Annotated in this window: 15 protein-coding genes; 8 read left to right on the forward strand and 7 right to left on the reverse strand. The window is 38.4% G+C overall.

The features are described from left to right. Positions 1–7 precede the first annotated feature (7 nt). Complete coding sequence (locus J8L85_RS03825) at positions 8–1558, forward strand: hypothetical protein (RefSeq protein WP_211014706.1); 1551 nt, start codon at positions 8–10, stop codon at positions 1556–1558. A gap of 48 nt (positions 1559–1606) precedes the next feature. Then, positions 1607–2680 (forward strand): PA0069 family radical SAM protein, encoded by a 1074-nt coding sequence (locus tag J8L85_RS03830; RefSeq protein WP_211014708.1) that lies wholly within the window; start codon positions 1607–1609, stop codon positions 2678–2680. Positions 2681–2774: 94 nt separating this feature from the next. Here J8L85_RS03830 and J8L85_RS03835 read toward each other — a convergent pair whose 3' ends face one another. Continuing rightward, on the reverse strand, positions 2775–4199 hold the full coding sequence (locus tag J8L85_RS03835; protein ID WP_211014710.1) for a Gfo/Idh/MocA family oxidoreductase: 1425 nt from the start codon (positions 4197–4199) through the stop codon (positions 2775–2777). A gap of 270 nt (positions 4200–4469) precedes the next feature. Here J8L85_RS03835 and J8L85_RS03840 point away from each other — a divergent pair, with 270 nt between their 5' ends. Continuing rightward, positions 4470–5918, forward strand: a complete 1449-nt coding sequence (locus tag J8L85_RS03840; protein ID WP_211014712.1) for a glycosyltransferase family 2 protein — start codon at positions 4470–4472, stop codon at positions 5916–5918. A 57-nt stretch (positions 5919–5975) separates the two neighbouring features. Here the strand turns inward: J8L85_RS03840 and J8L85_RS03845 are convergent, their stop codons facing one another. From J8L85_RS03845 to J8L85_RS03855, 3 genes are all read right to left on the reverse strand, one after another. Further along, positions 5976–6653, reverse strand: a complete 678-nt coding sequence (locus J8L85_RS03845) for an HD domain-containing protein (protein ID WP_211014714.1) — start codon at positions 6651–6653, stop codon at positions 5976–5978. Further along, complete coding sequence (locus tag J8L85_RS03850) at positions 6650–7387, reverse strand: lysophospholipid acyltransferase family protein (protein ID WP_211014717.1); 738 nt, start codon at positions 7385–7387, stop codon at positions 6650–6652. The genes J8L85_RS03845 and J8L85_RS03850 overlap by 4 nt, the downstream gene beginning before the upstream one ends. Before the next feature lie 68 nt (positions 7388–7455). Beyond that, on the reverse strand, positions 7456–7866 hold the full coding sequence (locus J8L85_RS03855; RefSeq protein ID WP_211014719.1) for a BrxA/BrxB family bacilliredoxin: 411 nt from the start codon (positions 7864–7866) through the stop codon (positions 7456–7458). A gap of 134 nt (positions 7867–8000) precedes the next feature. Between J8L85_RS03855 and J8L85_RS03860 the strand changes: the two genes are divergently transcribed. The 4 genes from J8L85_RS03860 to J8L85_RS03875 all read left to right on the forward strand — a co-directional run bounded on the left by J8L85_RS03860 (position 8001) and on the right by J8L85_RS03875 (position 11505). After that, on the forward strand, positions 8001–8741 hold the full coding sequence (locus J8L85_RS03860) for a TerB family tellurite resistance protein (protein ID WP_211014721.1): 741 nt from the start codon (positions 8001–8003) through the stop codon (positions 8739–8741). Between the two features lie 18 nt (positions 8742–8759). Continuing rightward, complete coding sequence (locus J8L85_RS03865) at positions 8760–9344, forward strand: HupE/UreJ family protein (RefSeq protein WP_211014723.1); 585 nt, start codon at positions 8760–8762, stop codon at positions 9342–9344. A gap of 86 nt (positions 9345–9430) precedes the next feature. Then, on the forward strand, positions 9431–9862 hold the full coding sequence (locus J8L85_RS03870; protein WP_211014726.1) for a dCMP deaminase family protein: 432 nt from the start codon (positions 9431–9433) through the stop codon (positions 9860–9862). 17 nt (positions 9863–9879) lie between these two features. Next, entirely contained in the window at positions 9880–11505 is a 1626-nt protein-coding gene (locus tag J8L85_RS03875; protein ID WP_211014728.1) for a S41 family peptidase, read from the forward strand. Here the strand turns inward: J8L85_RS03875 and J8L85_RS03880 are convergent. Beyond that, positions 11502–11705, reverse strand: a complete 204-nt coding sequence (locus J8L85_RS03880; RefSeq protein ID WP_211014730.1) for a hypothetical protein — start codon at positions 11703–11705, stop codon at positions 11502–11504. The genes J8L85_RS03875 and J8L85_RS03880 overlap by 4 nt on opposite strands. A gap of 35 nt (positions 11706–11740) precedes the next feature. Continuing rightward, the gene (locus J8L85_RS03885; protein WP_211014733.1) at positions 11741–12325 is read right to left on the reverse strand and encodes a MarC family protein; all 585 of its coding nucleotides are present in this window, start codon (positions 12323–12325) and stop codon (positions 11741–11743) included. 114 nt (positions 12326–12439) lie between these two features. Between J8L85_RS03885 and J8L85_RS03890 the strand changes: the two genes are divergently transcribed. Then, on the forward strand, positions 12440–13012 hold the full coding sequence (locus J8L85_RS03890; protein WP_211014735.1) for a DUF3109 family protein: 573 nt from the start codon (positions 12440–12442) through the stop codon (positions 13010–13012). Here the strand turns inward: J8L85_RS03890 and J8L85_RS03895 are convergent. Further along, positions 13002–14984: a tetratricopeptide repeat protein gene (locus J8L85_RS03895; protein WP_211014737.1), complete on the reverse strand. Its 1983-nt coding sequence runs from the start codon at positions 14982–14984 to the stop codon at positions 13002–13004. The genes J8L85_RS03890 and J8L85_RS03895 overlap by 11 nt on opposite strands. Positions 14985–14987 lie beyond the last annotated feature (3 nt).

Raw genomic sequence — 14987 nt, forward strand, 5'->3', positions numbered from 1 at the left:
ATCAATTATGCTTAATAAAATTATTGTCTTTTTATGTATCACGATGACCGTTGGGGCCTTCGCCCAAATGAACGATATAACCTATACTATAGGTGAAAAGTATAATGATAAATACAAATATTCCAATCTTTTGGCCATTGCGGACGATGGTAATGGAGGTACGGTAATCGTTAGGTCGTACTATACCGGTATCGTTCTTAAGCCTAAAGGTTATTTCGTAGAGCATTACAATAAAGATTTGGAATTGTTGTCCGAATTCAACTATAAGCTCAAGAATGCGAATTTTGTTAATGCCTACGTTAAGAACGGACAGGTATACCTACTTTTCTTAGAGTACAACTATAATAGAAAGGCTTATGAGTATCAGGTTCACAGGAGCCCCTATACAGACTATCATTTTACAAAAGAAACAATACTGAGTATTGTTTCAGAACCTGTGACACAGCCGTTGGACCGTAATTTTTACAACCGTAATTTTTCATCGGGATTTACCACTTCTGTGTTGTTCAATGATGAGAAATCTGCATTTGCAATTACCACACATTTCAAGAAACGTAAAGAGAACAAACATTTTATATATGTGTTCGATGCCAGTCTTAACAAATTGGTAGAGCACGATTTCTCGGAAGAAGTTGAAGAAAAGAATTATGCCTTTGAGACCGTGACTTTTTCTGAGGACTTGAGCAATGTTTATTTAGTGGGCAAAGCTTACTTTAAAAAGAAAAGGTTCAATGCCACAGAACGTAAGTTTCAATATGAAATGGTGCGTGTCTCCGCTTCTGGAAGAAGTGTACAGTCTTTCTATACCCCTGGAAAATTCCCAGAGGCGTTAAAACCTATCTTTCGGGGAAATGAATTGCTGTGTCTTGGTTTTTATGCCGACAGAAAGGATAATAGGTACAATGGTATTGCGTATTTTAAGCTAAATCGCAACACGCTTAACATAGAATCACAAAAATTCAATCCTTTCTCCCAGCAGTTTATGATGGACAAATTTGGCCGGGAAGAAGACAAGACCATAAAAAACCTCATTTTTAAAAGTATGGATATTAGTGCAACGGGTGAAATTCTTTTCAATGCGGAAGAGTATTTTACCAGCACCAGTACACAAGCCAATACCAGTGGTGGTAGGGTTATGGTGACCAGATATCATCATAACGATATCGTAAGTGCCAAACTACAGGCCAATGGAGACCTTATTTGGGCCAGGAATATTAATAAGACCGAAGTTACCCAAGGTGACGATGCTTATACTTCTTATAGCGCCTATACAAAAGGCGGGACTACCTATTTCTTTATTAGTACCGCTTCTGAAAACCCACAGCAATTAAGTGCGGAACGTATTATGTTTAAACAAGGGCTATCTCGTAACAGAAATATCTTTTTGATAAAATTGGACGGAAACGGTAAAATGAACTATGAAAAGGTAATCGATGATGGCGATGCCAGATTGCCCTTGATGGTTTCTAGGCCTCACATAGATAAGTCAAAGGACGAACTTATGTTCTACGCCAAAAGAGGGTCTAAAAAGCAATTGGTACGCGTAACTGTTAATTAATATGAGTTATTGGATTTATTCCATATTTTTGGAATAAATCCAATAAAAATGAATATCGAGAACCCCTTAAAAGGAAGGGGGGCACAAAAGAACACCCCTAATAGATTTCTTCGAGACATTTATGAGACCAGAAACGACTTTCTGGAATATTGTCGTATAGAAGGGGAAGAGGCAGATAATAACCGTACGCAGTACATTCCCATTTTTCCTAAAACCATCGTCAACAAGGTCACCAGTGCCGATGTAGGTATGATGTATTCCATGAATACCTACCAAGGGTGTGAACATGGCTGTATTTATTGCTATGCAAGAAATACACATGAATATTGGGGCTATAGTGCCGGGTTGGATTTTGAACGTAAGATCTTGGTAAAAAAAGATGCTCCCAAATTATTGGAGGCAAAGCTAAAAAGTAAAAACTGGAAAGCTTGTACGATCGTGCTTTCAGGAAATACCGATTGCTATCAACCTGTGGAGAAAAAAATGGAAATAACCCGCGCCTGTCTAGAGGTTTTCTTAAAGTACAGACATCCCGTGGGTATCATAACCAAAAATGCCCTCGTTTTAAGGGATTTGGACCTCCTTGTCGAATTGAACAAACATAGGTTAGTGGGTGTCAATATTTCGGTCACTTCTTTGAGTGAGGAAACAAGGCGAATTTTGGAACCTAGAACTACGACCATTAAAAAGCGATTGGAAACCATAAAAGTACTTTCTGACAATGGTATACCTGTAAATGCCATGTTGGCACCTATCATACCCGGAATCAATAGTCATGAAATATTGAACTTGGCGAAAGCTTTTTCGGAAAACGGGGCAAGGTCCTTTGGCTTTACGGTTGTGCGTTTAAATGGGGCCATAGGCGAAATATTTACAGATTGGATTAAAAAAACCATGCCCAATAGAGCGGATAAGGTTTTGCATCAGATACAAGAATGCCATGGGGGATCTTTGAACGATAGTCGTTTTGGTATCCGTAACCGCGGAGAAGGTATTATTGCAACCCAGATACATGATATGGTCCGCTTGGCCAAACATAGATATTTTATGGGTAAGGAGTATCCGAAGTTGAACACGACTCTTCATGAAGCTTATAAAACGGGGCAAATGCGTTTATTTTAAATAATTGAGTATTTGATTAAGGTTTGCCAAGGGGGGAAACAAAAAAAGCTACAACCAAGGTCGTAGCTTTTATCGCATTTTCTTTTATAAGGTGTTAGCTTAGTTCCCATCCTTTTCGGTAACTGCCTTTTACCCATTCATTGGCTTTATCCCAATTGGTTACTTTCATGTTATCACCGTCCCATAGAATTTTACGACGGCCCGGGTATTCAAAAGGATCCCAATCGCCCAATTTTTTACCTGGTTTCAATTTTTTGTACTGGAATGCCTTTATGGCCAAGTTACCCATCAAAACAGCTTCTGTCAATGGACCAGAGCGTTTAAAATCAGAAGAGGTTTCTTTTCCTTCCAAACATCCTTCCACAAAATTACGCTGATGTCCTCCCGTATCACCTTCTATTCTTTTTAGATAGGGTTTTGGCGGGGTCAACAGCTCCATGGTGCTAGAAGGCAATAACCTTGCATTTCTAGAATAGGTATCACAAACCAAAATGCCCCTTGTACCATAAAAAATACTTCCACCGCCACTATCGCCAATAGTTTCGCCGTCTTTTAGCTCATCGGGCAGGTCGGGCAGTAAACCACCGTCATACCAGTTAAGGGCTACGTCTCCGTGCTCGGCGGTATTGAATTTTAATCTTACTATCGAAGAAGCAGGGCAAGATTCACTATAGTCGGCCTCAACAAAATCACCTACCCAATTGGTAGTGCAACTTGCTTCCGCCTCTGTAGGATAACCAAGGTCTAAAACACTAAAAGGAGTTTCCATGATATGACAGCCCATATCGCCTAGGGCACCTGTGCCAAAATCCCAGAATCCTCTCCATTTAAAAGGAAGGTAGGCATCGTTGTAATCTCTCATTTGCGCGGTACCCAACCATAAATCCCAATCCAATCCTTTTGGTATACGATCTTTACCCGTGGGCAGGGGTACCCCTTGTGGCCATACGGGCCTGTTTGTCCAGCAATCTACTTTGTATACCTTGCCTATAATTCCAGATTTTATCCATTCTTTTGCTTCACGGCTACCATCACTAGAGGCTCCTTGGTTGCCCATTTGCGAAATGATTCCGTTTTCTTTGGCCACCTTGGTCATTATCCTGGCCTCGTTTATATTATGTGTCAAGGGTTTTTCAACATACGCATGTTTTTTGGCCCGCATAAATGGGAGCGCAATACTTGCGTGCATATGATCTGGAGTGGCAACCATGATAGCATCGATATCTTTCAGTTGCTTGTCATAGACTTTTCTAAAGTCCTTATATCTATTTACATCCGGAAACTTTTTGTACGTTTCTGCCGCTCGCCTGTCGTCTACATCACAGAAAGAAACGAATTTTACTTTTTTGGTCTCGTGTAATCCTTGAATAACACCTGCTCCACGACCACCGACCCCAAAGGCCCCCATGTAAAGGGTGTCACTGGGTGGAACATGGGTTTTGCCCATAACAAAACTGGGCACAATGGTAAATGCCGCCGATGCTGTTGCGGCGTTTTTGATAAATTTTCTACGTTGCATGATTATTGTATTTGGTCTAAGGGATTAAGGTACAAAAAATAGAAATTCATTAAAGAAATAGGCGATGTTTATTGAATTAATAATTTAAGACCCTTTTGATTACTGTTTAAATAAGGTATTGTGAAATCTGTTGTCGTTGGCTTTTATGGATGCTTAAAATGCATATTTATGTAAAGAAATCATCTATTGTTTAAAATTGTCTTAAGGTATGATCCAAATATACTTTGGTAACGTATAACCCTTTAGAACAAAACACCATAGGACATATTTATGAAAACAGTAAACACACCATTACTTCAGAAAAAATCGAACGAAGACGACGATCAGATCTCACCGAATTTTAAAAACGGATTCTTGCTAAAATCAAGAGTGCAATCGTTTCTAGAAAATGCCAATGCTTGGGGAGTTTTTGTTATGGGAAGCACCTTTGTCTTAATGTTGGCCTCTATTTATGTCGTGTATGTTTTACAGACCGATTATGAGCAATTTAATATAGAGAGAAGAAGCACTACGTTCGGAATGATCTTTATGGTCATTGCAGGTTCTCTATTTCTGTTCAAAGCAGGGTTTTTTGTTTATACGTTGTACAGATATTTTCGTTACAAGCCAATTTCTTCCGTTAGTGACGAAGAATTGCCGACCTGTACGGTAATCGTACCCGCTTATAACGAAGGGAAACAGGTTTGGGACACTTTAATGAGTTTGGCGGAAAGCGATTTCCCTAAAGAGAAACTTCAATTACTTTCTATAGACGATGGTAGTAAAGACGATACCTGGTATTGGATGCAAGAGGCCAAAAAGAAGTTGGGAGATAGGTTGGCCATTTATCAGCAACCCGAAAATAAAGGAAAAAGGCATGCCCTTTACCGTGGTTTTAATGAGGGTACCGGAGATGTGTTCGTAACGGTAGATAGTGATTCTATTGTTAAGAAAGATACATTAAGAAATTTGGTGAGTCCGTTTGTGACGAATGAAAAATGTGGTGCGGTCGCCGGTAATATTCGTGTATTGAACAATAAAGAAGCACTTATACCAAAAATGCTGGATGTAAGTTTTGTATTGAGTTTTGAGTTTGTTCGTTCGGCAGAAAGTAGTTTAAACTCTGTGCTATGTACACCCGGGGCATTGGCCGCGTATCGTAGAACGGCCGTTTTTGCTTGCCTACCAGAGTGGATCAACCAAAAATTTATGGGGCAACCTTCAGATATTGGTGAAGACCGTGCGATGACAAATATGATCTTGAAACAAGGCTATCACGTATTGTTTCAGAGAAATGCCTACGCATATACCAATGTGCCGGAAAAATATCAAGGTCTTTATAAGATGTTTATCAGATGGGGCAGAAGCAATGTACGTGAGAACATCGAGATGTCGAAATATGTATTCAAGAACTTTAGGGAGGGCTCTAAAAGCGGTACTAGATTGTTGTTTTTCAGTCAGGCTACAAAAATTGTAATGAGCTATCCTTTCTTATTGTTTATGATGTTCTTTGTACTTACACATCCTTTATTGTTCGTAAGCACTACTTTGTTGAGTATTTTAATACTATCAACGTTCCCGGTAATATTCTACGCCAAAAGATACAATTTCGTAGAATCTTTTTGGGCATACTCATATAGCATATTGTATACGTTCGGTTTGTTTTGGATTACCCCTTATGCTATAGCAACGGCCAATAGAAGAGGATGGTTGACAAGAGGTCTGCCAGAAAAAAAATAAACGGATAAAATTGTTTTTACGGGGGGGTAAGGTGAACACCATACTCCCCTTATTTTTTTATGAGGGACGCTGAGGTGTTAAAGGGTCCCATTCCTTATAAAATTGTTCTAAAAAGTTGAGCATATATTGATGGCGTTGCTCTGCCAATTTTTTACCGGTTTCGGTGTTCATCTTTTCTTTTAGCAATAATAGTTTTTCGTAAAAGTGGTTGATGGTCGGCGCTACCGATTTTTTATATTCTTCTTTTGTCAGGTCTAGTTTTGGAGCTATTTCAGGGTTGTAGAGAGGCCTGTTCTTAAAACCACCATAGTTAAAGGCCCTAGCGATACCAATGGCCCCTATGGCATCTAAACGGTCTGCATCTTGAACAATTTTTAGCTCTTTAGAGGAGAAAGAATTTTCTTTATCCCTCTCCAAACTATTTTTAAAAGAGATGTTCTCAATAATTTTTACAACATGGTCTATTGTTTCGTTTGAAACGTTTAAGGACGTTAAAAAATCGGTTGCCATCCTAGGCCCTATTTTTTCGTCTCCATCATAGAATTTGGCATCGGCAATATCATGCAGCAAAGCTCCTAAACTAACCACCAAGGTGTCTGCCTCTTCGTTTTTTGCTATAAGTAACGAGTTGTTGTAAACACGTTGAATGTGAAACCAGTCATGCCCACCTTCGGCATGTTTTAATGTGTCTTTTACAAAATTGATGGTTTTTTCGACAATTGCTGTGTCTGTCATTTAAAAGAATTTATTCCAGATACTACCGCAGCCTCTGTTTTGGCTATTAATTCATCGATATTACCTTTGTTTTCTATAGGTTCGTGTACATCAAAAGATACTTTGGCCCCAAGGCCCATGGGGAATTTTCCATAACGGACCAGTTTCCAAGAATTGTTGATGCTTATAGGGACTATTAGGGCAGAAGGGGCTTTCTTTAATAACATTTTAAGTCCCATAGGTTTAAAAGGCTTGGGATGACCGTCTCTACTTCTTGTGCCTTCCGGAAAAATAACGGCTGTTCTGTTGTGCTTTTCAATATAAGAACCAAGTTTTGCTATTTCCATTAGAGAAGCCTTGGCATCTTTTCTGTCTATTAAGACCGATCCCCCATGAACCAAATTGAAAGATACGCTTGGAATACCTTTACCGAGTTCTTTTTTACTGACAAATTTGGGGTGATGTTTGCGCATGTACCAAATTAATGGGGGTATGTCGTACATACTTTGATGGTTGGTAACCACGATCAACGGTCTGTTTTCGGGTATGGTATACGGATTGGTGAATCTGTAGGTGGTGCCTAATATATTGGTACACCTCATTAAAGACCAGTTAAGTACACTGACCACTCTTTTTAAACCTATATAGCCAAATAGTTTTAGGCCCAACCATTGTAAGGGGTGAAAAATTGCCAAGCATAAACCAAAGGCCAAAAAGAAAATAGGTGTAATGACGTATGATAAAACCTTGCTCATAATGCAAAAATAAAAAACCGCTCTTTTACGAGCGGTCATAAACTTTTAAAATAATCGAAGCAAAATGCCTAACAGAATTCGTTATATGCCTGGATCAAATTTTCGGCGATCATTTCTGCAGGTCTCCCTTCAATATGATGGCGCTCGATCATGTGTACCAATTCTCCATTTTTGAACAACGCCATAGATGGTGAAGAAGGAGGAAATGGAACCATTAAATCTCTTGCTGCATTTACCGCTTCGGTGTCTACTCCTGCAAACACGGTAACCGCATGATCTGGAGTTTTTTCGTTCTGTAAGCTCATTTTGGCAGCTGGCCTTGCATTGGCGGCGGCACAACCACAAACTGAATTTACCACTACCAATGTAGTGCCTTCTTGTTTAATAGCTTTTTCTACCGCTTCGGCCGTGTATAATTCTTCGAACCCGGCAGAAGCCAAGTCGTCTCTCATTGGTTTTACTAATTCCGCAGGATACATAGTCTTTTTTTTTAATTAAAAATCTGATTAACAAAGATAACCAATTAGAACTATTTCTTTATGTACCTTAACTTTTCCTTAGTTCTATAATCTCTTGTTAATATTTTATCTTTGGCAAATATCAAAATTGTGAAATGATTAAATGGATAGGAGCCTTGATAGGCTTTTTTATTAGAGGTCTTGCGGGTGCCATTCTTGGATTTTTCGCCGGCAGTGTCTTAGATAGTATGTTTGGGTCAGGTTCCGGTCAGGCACAAACTGTTTTTAAGGATTTTACCAGGCCTAACGTGTCCCCTGCAGATTTTGAACTCAATCTATTGTCGTTGTGTTCTATTGTAATAAAAGCAGATGGTCAAATAAGCCGACAAGAAATGGATTATGTGCGACAGTATTTTGTTGTCACTTATGGCAAAGACAAGGCCAATGCTATTTTTAGGACATTTAACGAGATAAATAAGAAAAGAGAAATTTCGGCGCAGCGGATATGTTCTTTTTTAACTCAGCGCACAAGGTATGAGGTAAGATTGCAATTACTACATTTTTTGTTCGGAATAGCACAGGCAGACGGTAATGTAAGTGCTCCGGAGATAAACAAAATTCAAGAAATCGCAGGTTACTTAAGGGTTTCTTCGAACGATTTTGAAAGTATAAAGGCAATGTTCATAAAGTCTGCCGACAATGCCTATAAAATATTGGAGATAGACAAGTCCGCATCGAACGACGAGGTTAAAAAAGCTTATAGGTCTATGGCCAAAAAGTATCACCCAGATAGGGTAAATACGCAAGATGCAGCTATTAAAAAAGGCGCGGAAGAGAAGTTTAAGCAGGTGCAGTTGGCCTATGAGACCATTCAAAAAGAACGTGGAATAAATTGAATGTAATTTAAGTTTGTTATGGAAGATTTTTGGTTTTATTTAAAAATGGGTCTGGATCATGTTCTGGATCTTGGGGCATACGACCATATTTTGTTTTTATCGGCCTTGGCCATACCGTTTACCTTTAAAAGTTGGAAAAAGGTACTTGTTTTGGCTACCGTGTTTACCATTACACACTGTCTCTCTTTAATGCTGTCGGTTTATGAGATAGTGGTGATGGATGTGTCTCTTATAGAATTTTTGATTCCCGTTACCATATTTCTTACGGCGATCTTTAACATACTGTATCAAAAAATGTTAGAGGGCAGTAAGAGTATAGGCCTGCATGTGATCGCTACCGCCTTTTTTGGTCTGATCCATGGTTTTGGGTTTTCAAACTATTTTAAAATGTTGGTTTCTGGGGAAGATGAAAAGGTTACCCCACTTATAGGTTTTGCTACTGGAATCGAAATTTCTCAGGTTACGGTCGTAATGATAGTTTTAATACTTGCCTATATCGTTCAAACCATTTTAAAAGTGAAACAACCTGTTTTTGTATGGGCGGCCAGTAGTATAGTGTTGTTGATTACAATACCGTTGTTATATCAGACGTTTCCTTGGTAGAGAGTTGTTAAAAATGTCTCTATCCTTTTGTAAAGGGGCCAGAAAGCAGGTATATTAGATAAACCGTGGCTTATGTCACATCCGAGATGAATAAATCGAAACAACAGAAATATGACAGGGCCTATTTAAGAATGGCCAAAGAATGGGGCAAATTGTCCTATTGTAAACGAAAGCAGGTAGGTGCTATTATAGTTAAGGACCGTATGATAATTTCAGATGGTTACAACGGTACCCCTACAGGTTTTGAAAACTATTGCGAAGATGACGAAGGGTACACCAAATGGTACGTTTTGCACGCCGAGGCAAATGCTATTTTAAAGGTAGCTTCTTCTACACAATCTTGCGAAGGGGCCACTTTGTATATTACACTTTCGCCCTGTAGGGAATGTAGTAAGCTAATTCATCAAGCTGGCATAAAACGTGTAGTATATCAAGTTGGGTACAAAGATGACTCCGGCCTTAAATTTTTAGAAAAGGCAGGGGTAGAAATCGAGTATATGCCCGAAATAGACGATTAGGTCTTAATTTAAAATCAATGAAGAACAAGTACAGTTACCTAATACCAACCATAATAGCCATGGCTTTGGCGCTCGGTATCTTCTTAGGAGGTAAACTGAACTTCAATGATACGCCAGAAAAACTCTTTACGACCAATTCTAAAAAAGACAAACTTAATCGGCTTATAGATTATATAGATTATGAATATGTAGACGATGTAAATACCGATAGTATCGTAGATATAACGGTTAATAGCATCTTAGAAAAATTAGATCCCCATTCTGTCTATATTCCAGAAGAGGAAATGACCCGGGTCTCAGAGAATATGAAAGGTGATTTTGTCGGTATCGGTGTTAATTTTTATCCGTATCATGATTCTATCGCCGTAATAAGGGCCATTAAAGATGGGCCAAGTTTTTCAAAAGGTATCAAACCTGGGGATAGAATTTTAATGGCCGATGATGATACTTTATATGGCAAAAGAATGCCCAATGAGGTTATAGTCGATAAACTTAAAGGTAAAGAAGGGAGTCCCGTAAAATTAACTGTCTATAGAAAATCTGAAGATAAAACGTTTACCGTTACGGTAAATAGGGGCGTAGTACCCATAAAGAGTATAGAGTCTTACTTTATGTTGGCTGATGATATGGGTTATATTAAAGTAAACAGGTTTGCGGAATCTACCTATAAAGAATTTAAATCTGCATTGAGGGAATTACAGAAAGAAGGAGCCAAGAAATTGGTTTTGGATTTAAGGGACAATCCTGGTGGATACTTGGGTATAGCGGAACAAATGGCCGATGAATTTTTGGAAGATGGAAAGCTTATTCTTTTTACTAAAAACAAAAAAGGAAAGATAGATAAGGTGTATGCAACGGACGACGGTAGTTTTGAGGACAAACCCGTTTATGTGCTGATCAACGAACGTTCTGCATCTGCCAGTGAGATCATAGCAGGGGCATTACAAGATAATGATATAGGAACCATCGTAGGAAGAAGGTCTTTTGGAAAAGGTCTTGTACAGCGAGAAATGGCCCTTGGAGATGGTTCAGCGGTTCGTTTAACGGTTTCTAGGTACTATACCCCTACAGGTAGAAGTATTCAAAGAACATATGCGAACGGTAACGATGATTATTATCAAAGGTTTATGGATCGTTACCACAGCGGTGAAATGATTTCGGTAGACAGCATCAAAGTTGCCGATTCTTTAAAGTACACGACCCCAAAGGGAAAGGTAGTCTATGGTGGTGGTGGAATTATTCCCGATGTGTTCGTGCCTATTGGAACAAATGAAGAAGAAGCCGTTGAAAGTATGGACAACTTAGGGTTCTTGTCCTTTTTTATCTTTGAACACCTTGACAAGGAAAGGGAAATGTATGCCGATTATACCAAAGAGGAATTCATCGATTACTATAAAGTAGATGACTATTTGTTCGAAAAATTTGTCAATTACTCGCTAGATCGCGATTTAAAGATGGATTTTTACGATTACGAGGCTAGTATAAAACTATACTTAAAGGCGGCATTGGCCGAGCAATTGTTCGATGCAAATGCCCATGCAAAAATTAAAAGCGCCATCGACCCTATGCTTATAAAGGTCAGAGAGTTGGATGGCGATTCTTTAGGGGTTGGGCAAGAGGAGGCAATGCACGCCAATAACTAATCTTCGTCTATATTTTTTTGTATTTTTTTGCTGGTATAAAAAATCAAGATCAACACTATGGCACATAGTGAAGCCATAATACCTATAATGGCGACAATACTATTGCCCTCGAAAGGGTCTGAGAAATCTACCAATGTAATGTTATATGCGATAAGGGCAATTGCCACTACAACCAAAATAATATAGAGTGTCTTATTCATAACCTATGATATTAGGTACAAAAATACGCTCTTTTTTACTGGTTAAAAAGCTCATTTATGTTCGCGGCGAACAATTTAACGGCTATGGCCATTAGAATAACGCCAAATACCTTCCTGATTACGTTGACACCGTTTTTTCCTAGAATTTTTTCCAGTTTTGTGGATGACTTAAGAACTATATAAACAAAGATTATGTTTATAACGATGGCAATGATTATGTTTTCAACATTATACTCGGCCCGTAAAGAAAGTATAGAAGTCAATGTACCCGCACCGGCTATTAAAGGAAAAGCTATGGGTACAATGGAAGCACTTTCGGGCTCGTCGTCTTTGTAGATAGTAATGCCCAATATCATTTCAATGGCCAAGAAAAAAATAATAAAAGCACCTGCTACGGCAAAAGAATTAACGTCTATACCAATTAAATCGAGTATTTCTTCCCCTAAAAATAGAAACGCGACCATAATGCAGGCGGCCACTACGGAAGCTTTTTCAGATTGTATGTGGCCTACCTTTTTTCGTAAGCCAATAATGATAGGGATACTTCCTAAAATATCAATAACTGCAAATAATACCATACTGGCCGTTGCAATCTCTCTTAAGTCAAAATTAAGGGTCATTTGAAAAATTTTTGCAAATCTACGTTTATAAATATGTCTTTGGATGTTTATTTGTAGAATATTATTGCGACCCCAATTTTAGAAATAACGTATCTTTCGGGTTTAAAATAAAATATGTTTCAGTTAGGTAAGAGTATAGTTTCTGAAGAAATTATAGAGAACGATTTTGTTTGTAATCTTAACGCATGCAAAGGAGCATGCTGTATCGATGGTGATGCCGGTGCCCCTTTAGAAGAAGAGGAAACGGAGATAATGGTAGATATCTACTCAAAGGTAAAACCTTACCTGAGACCCGAAGGCGTTGCCGTTATTGAGGATCAAGGGGCCTTTGTAAAAGGGGAAGATGGTGAATGGGAAACACCGTTGATAGAAGGTAGTGAATGCGCTTATGTTATTTTCGACGAAAAGAATATTGCCAAATGTGGTATAGAGGAGGCTTATAACAATGGTGATATAGATTGGAAAAAACCGGTATCCTGTCATTTGTATCCTATCAGAATACGGGAATACACAGAATTAACTGCCGTTAACTATCATAAATGGCATATTTGTGATCCAGCTTGTGCCTTAGGGGAAGAACTTAAGTTGCCGATCTACAAATTTGTAAAAGAAGCTTTGATTAGAAAGTTCGGGGAATCTTGGTATAAGGAATTGGAAGAGGTTGCTGAAGAACACCTTAAATCGTAGGGATGTGCAACATAATTTTGGTGCCCGAGGGTTTGTTGTCCTTATCGTAAATATCTATGATCTCTACCTGAAAAGAGTTTTCATAGTCTTTTGAGAAGTTGGCCAACCTTTCTTTGGTAATATCTATTCCTACAGATTTTCGTTTCAATACTTTATTGTTCTTTATTTTTTCTGCGGCATCACGTCCTACACCATCATCTGTAATCGCTATTTTTATAAAACCATCCGGTCCCTTGTTTATATCAAGGGTAATGTTTTTTTCCCCTTCCTTTGAAGAAAGACCGTGCCATAGGGCATTTTCTAAAAAAGGCTGTAATATGAGCGATGGTATTTTTACTACATGAACATCTATATCATCGTGTATGTTCACCTTAAAGTTTATTTCGTTAGAAAACCGTATGTTTTCAATGTTCATATATAACTCCACGGTTTCTAGCTCTTCGGCCAACGAAATTTCTCTTTGTGAGGAAGCTTCCAGTATTTTACGTACCAGTTTAGAGAACTTATTTAGATAATGAACGGCGTTTTTCTTTTCGTTGTTTATAATATATAGCTTAATTGAGTTAAGCGAATTGAACAAAAAATGCGGATTCATTTGGCTGCGAAGCATGGTTTGTTCCAAGGTTAAAAGTTTTTTTTCGTTATTTAGTTGGTATTGCCTGTATAGAATGTAGAGAATACCGGTGAGCAAGGCCAGACCAATACCGATAACGAGCAACATGGTCTTGTTTTTGCGAAGCCTTGTTCTAACATCCTCGTTTTCTTTTGCAAGTGTTTCTAACTGGTTTGTACGTTTTTCTGCTTCGTACCGTATGATCATGTCGTTTACGTACCTTAAATTAAGGTTGTTGGTTACTTGGTCTTCATATTTCTTCGATTCTTTATAAAAGACCATGGCTTTTTTGTAATCATCTTTTTTCATCCATAGTTCGGATAAAAACTTATTGGCTTCGGCAATTTCTGAAGGAAAATTATATTTTGTAGCAACGGATAACCCTTCTGTAAGATAAGTTTCTGCCGAAGTGTAGTCACCAACATTAAGGTAGGCCCAACCTAGGTTGATCAATACGGTAGAGATGATTGCCTGATCCCCAAGAGTCTTTGATCTTTCGAGGGCCGATGTCAGTAGTTCTAACGCCTCGTCTGTTTTTTTCTGATGCACATAAACATGGGCTATACTATATTGACATATGATCTTTCCTTTTTCAGAATTTATCTTTTCGTTGTATTCCAAGCTTTTTTCAAAGTTTTCCAGTGCCGGCTCTAACTGTGCCTGTGCTTCATAACATTCTCCGATATTTTGGTAATTTATGGCCAGCCCAAGCATATTGTTCAGTTCTTTTTCCAATTTCATGGACTGCTGAAACTTTTCAATGGCAAGGTCATATTGTTCTAGCAATTGGTATATGTTTCCAATGCTGTTCAGTGATACGTTAATACTTCGTTTAAGACCGTTAGAAGGGTTTTTTACCGTCTCGGCGAGTTCTAACGCTTCTTGACTGTAATCTAGTGCCGATTTGATCGCATCCGTTCTTCTGAATATAACACTGATCATATTAAGGCTATAGACCCTAAATTCTAAATTATCGGCTTCTGTGGCTATATGTAATGCTTCTTGAAAAAACTTTAAGGCTTTTGAAAATTGAGAAATATCCCGGTATACCCTACCCATATGGTTTAGGGCATAGATCTGACCTTCGGGGTAATGTCTGATTTCAGACCTTTTAACAACATATTTCATCAAGGTTGTATCCTTACGAAATGGGCGCAGCACTTTATCTATTTCAGAATAGGTGAGCGGGGCGGCAATAATTAGGCTGTCTACCGAATGTTTAAAGTTTTGGGAAACTTCTTGTGAGTAGGAACTTTGAAATATGAAAAAAGAAAATATCGAGACAATGATACTTCTACAAAAAAAGAATAATCTTGATGGGTTTAAATACAATGGTTTCAGAGATTCATACGATGCCATAAA

Source organism: Maribacter sp. MMG018 (assembly GCF_018100785.1).
In the GTDB taxonomy this organism is placed as follows: domain Bacteria; phylum Bacteroidota; class Bacteroidia; order Flavobacteriales; family Flavobacteriaceae; genus Maribacter.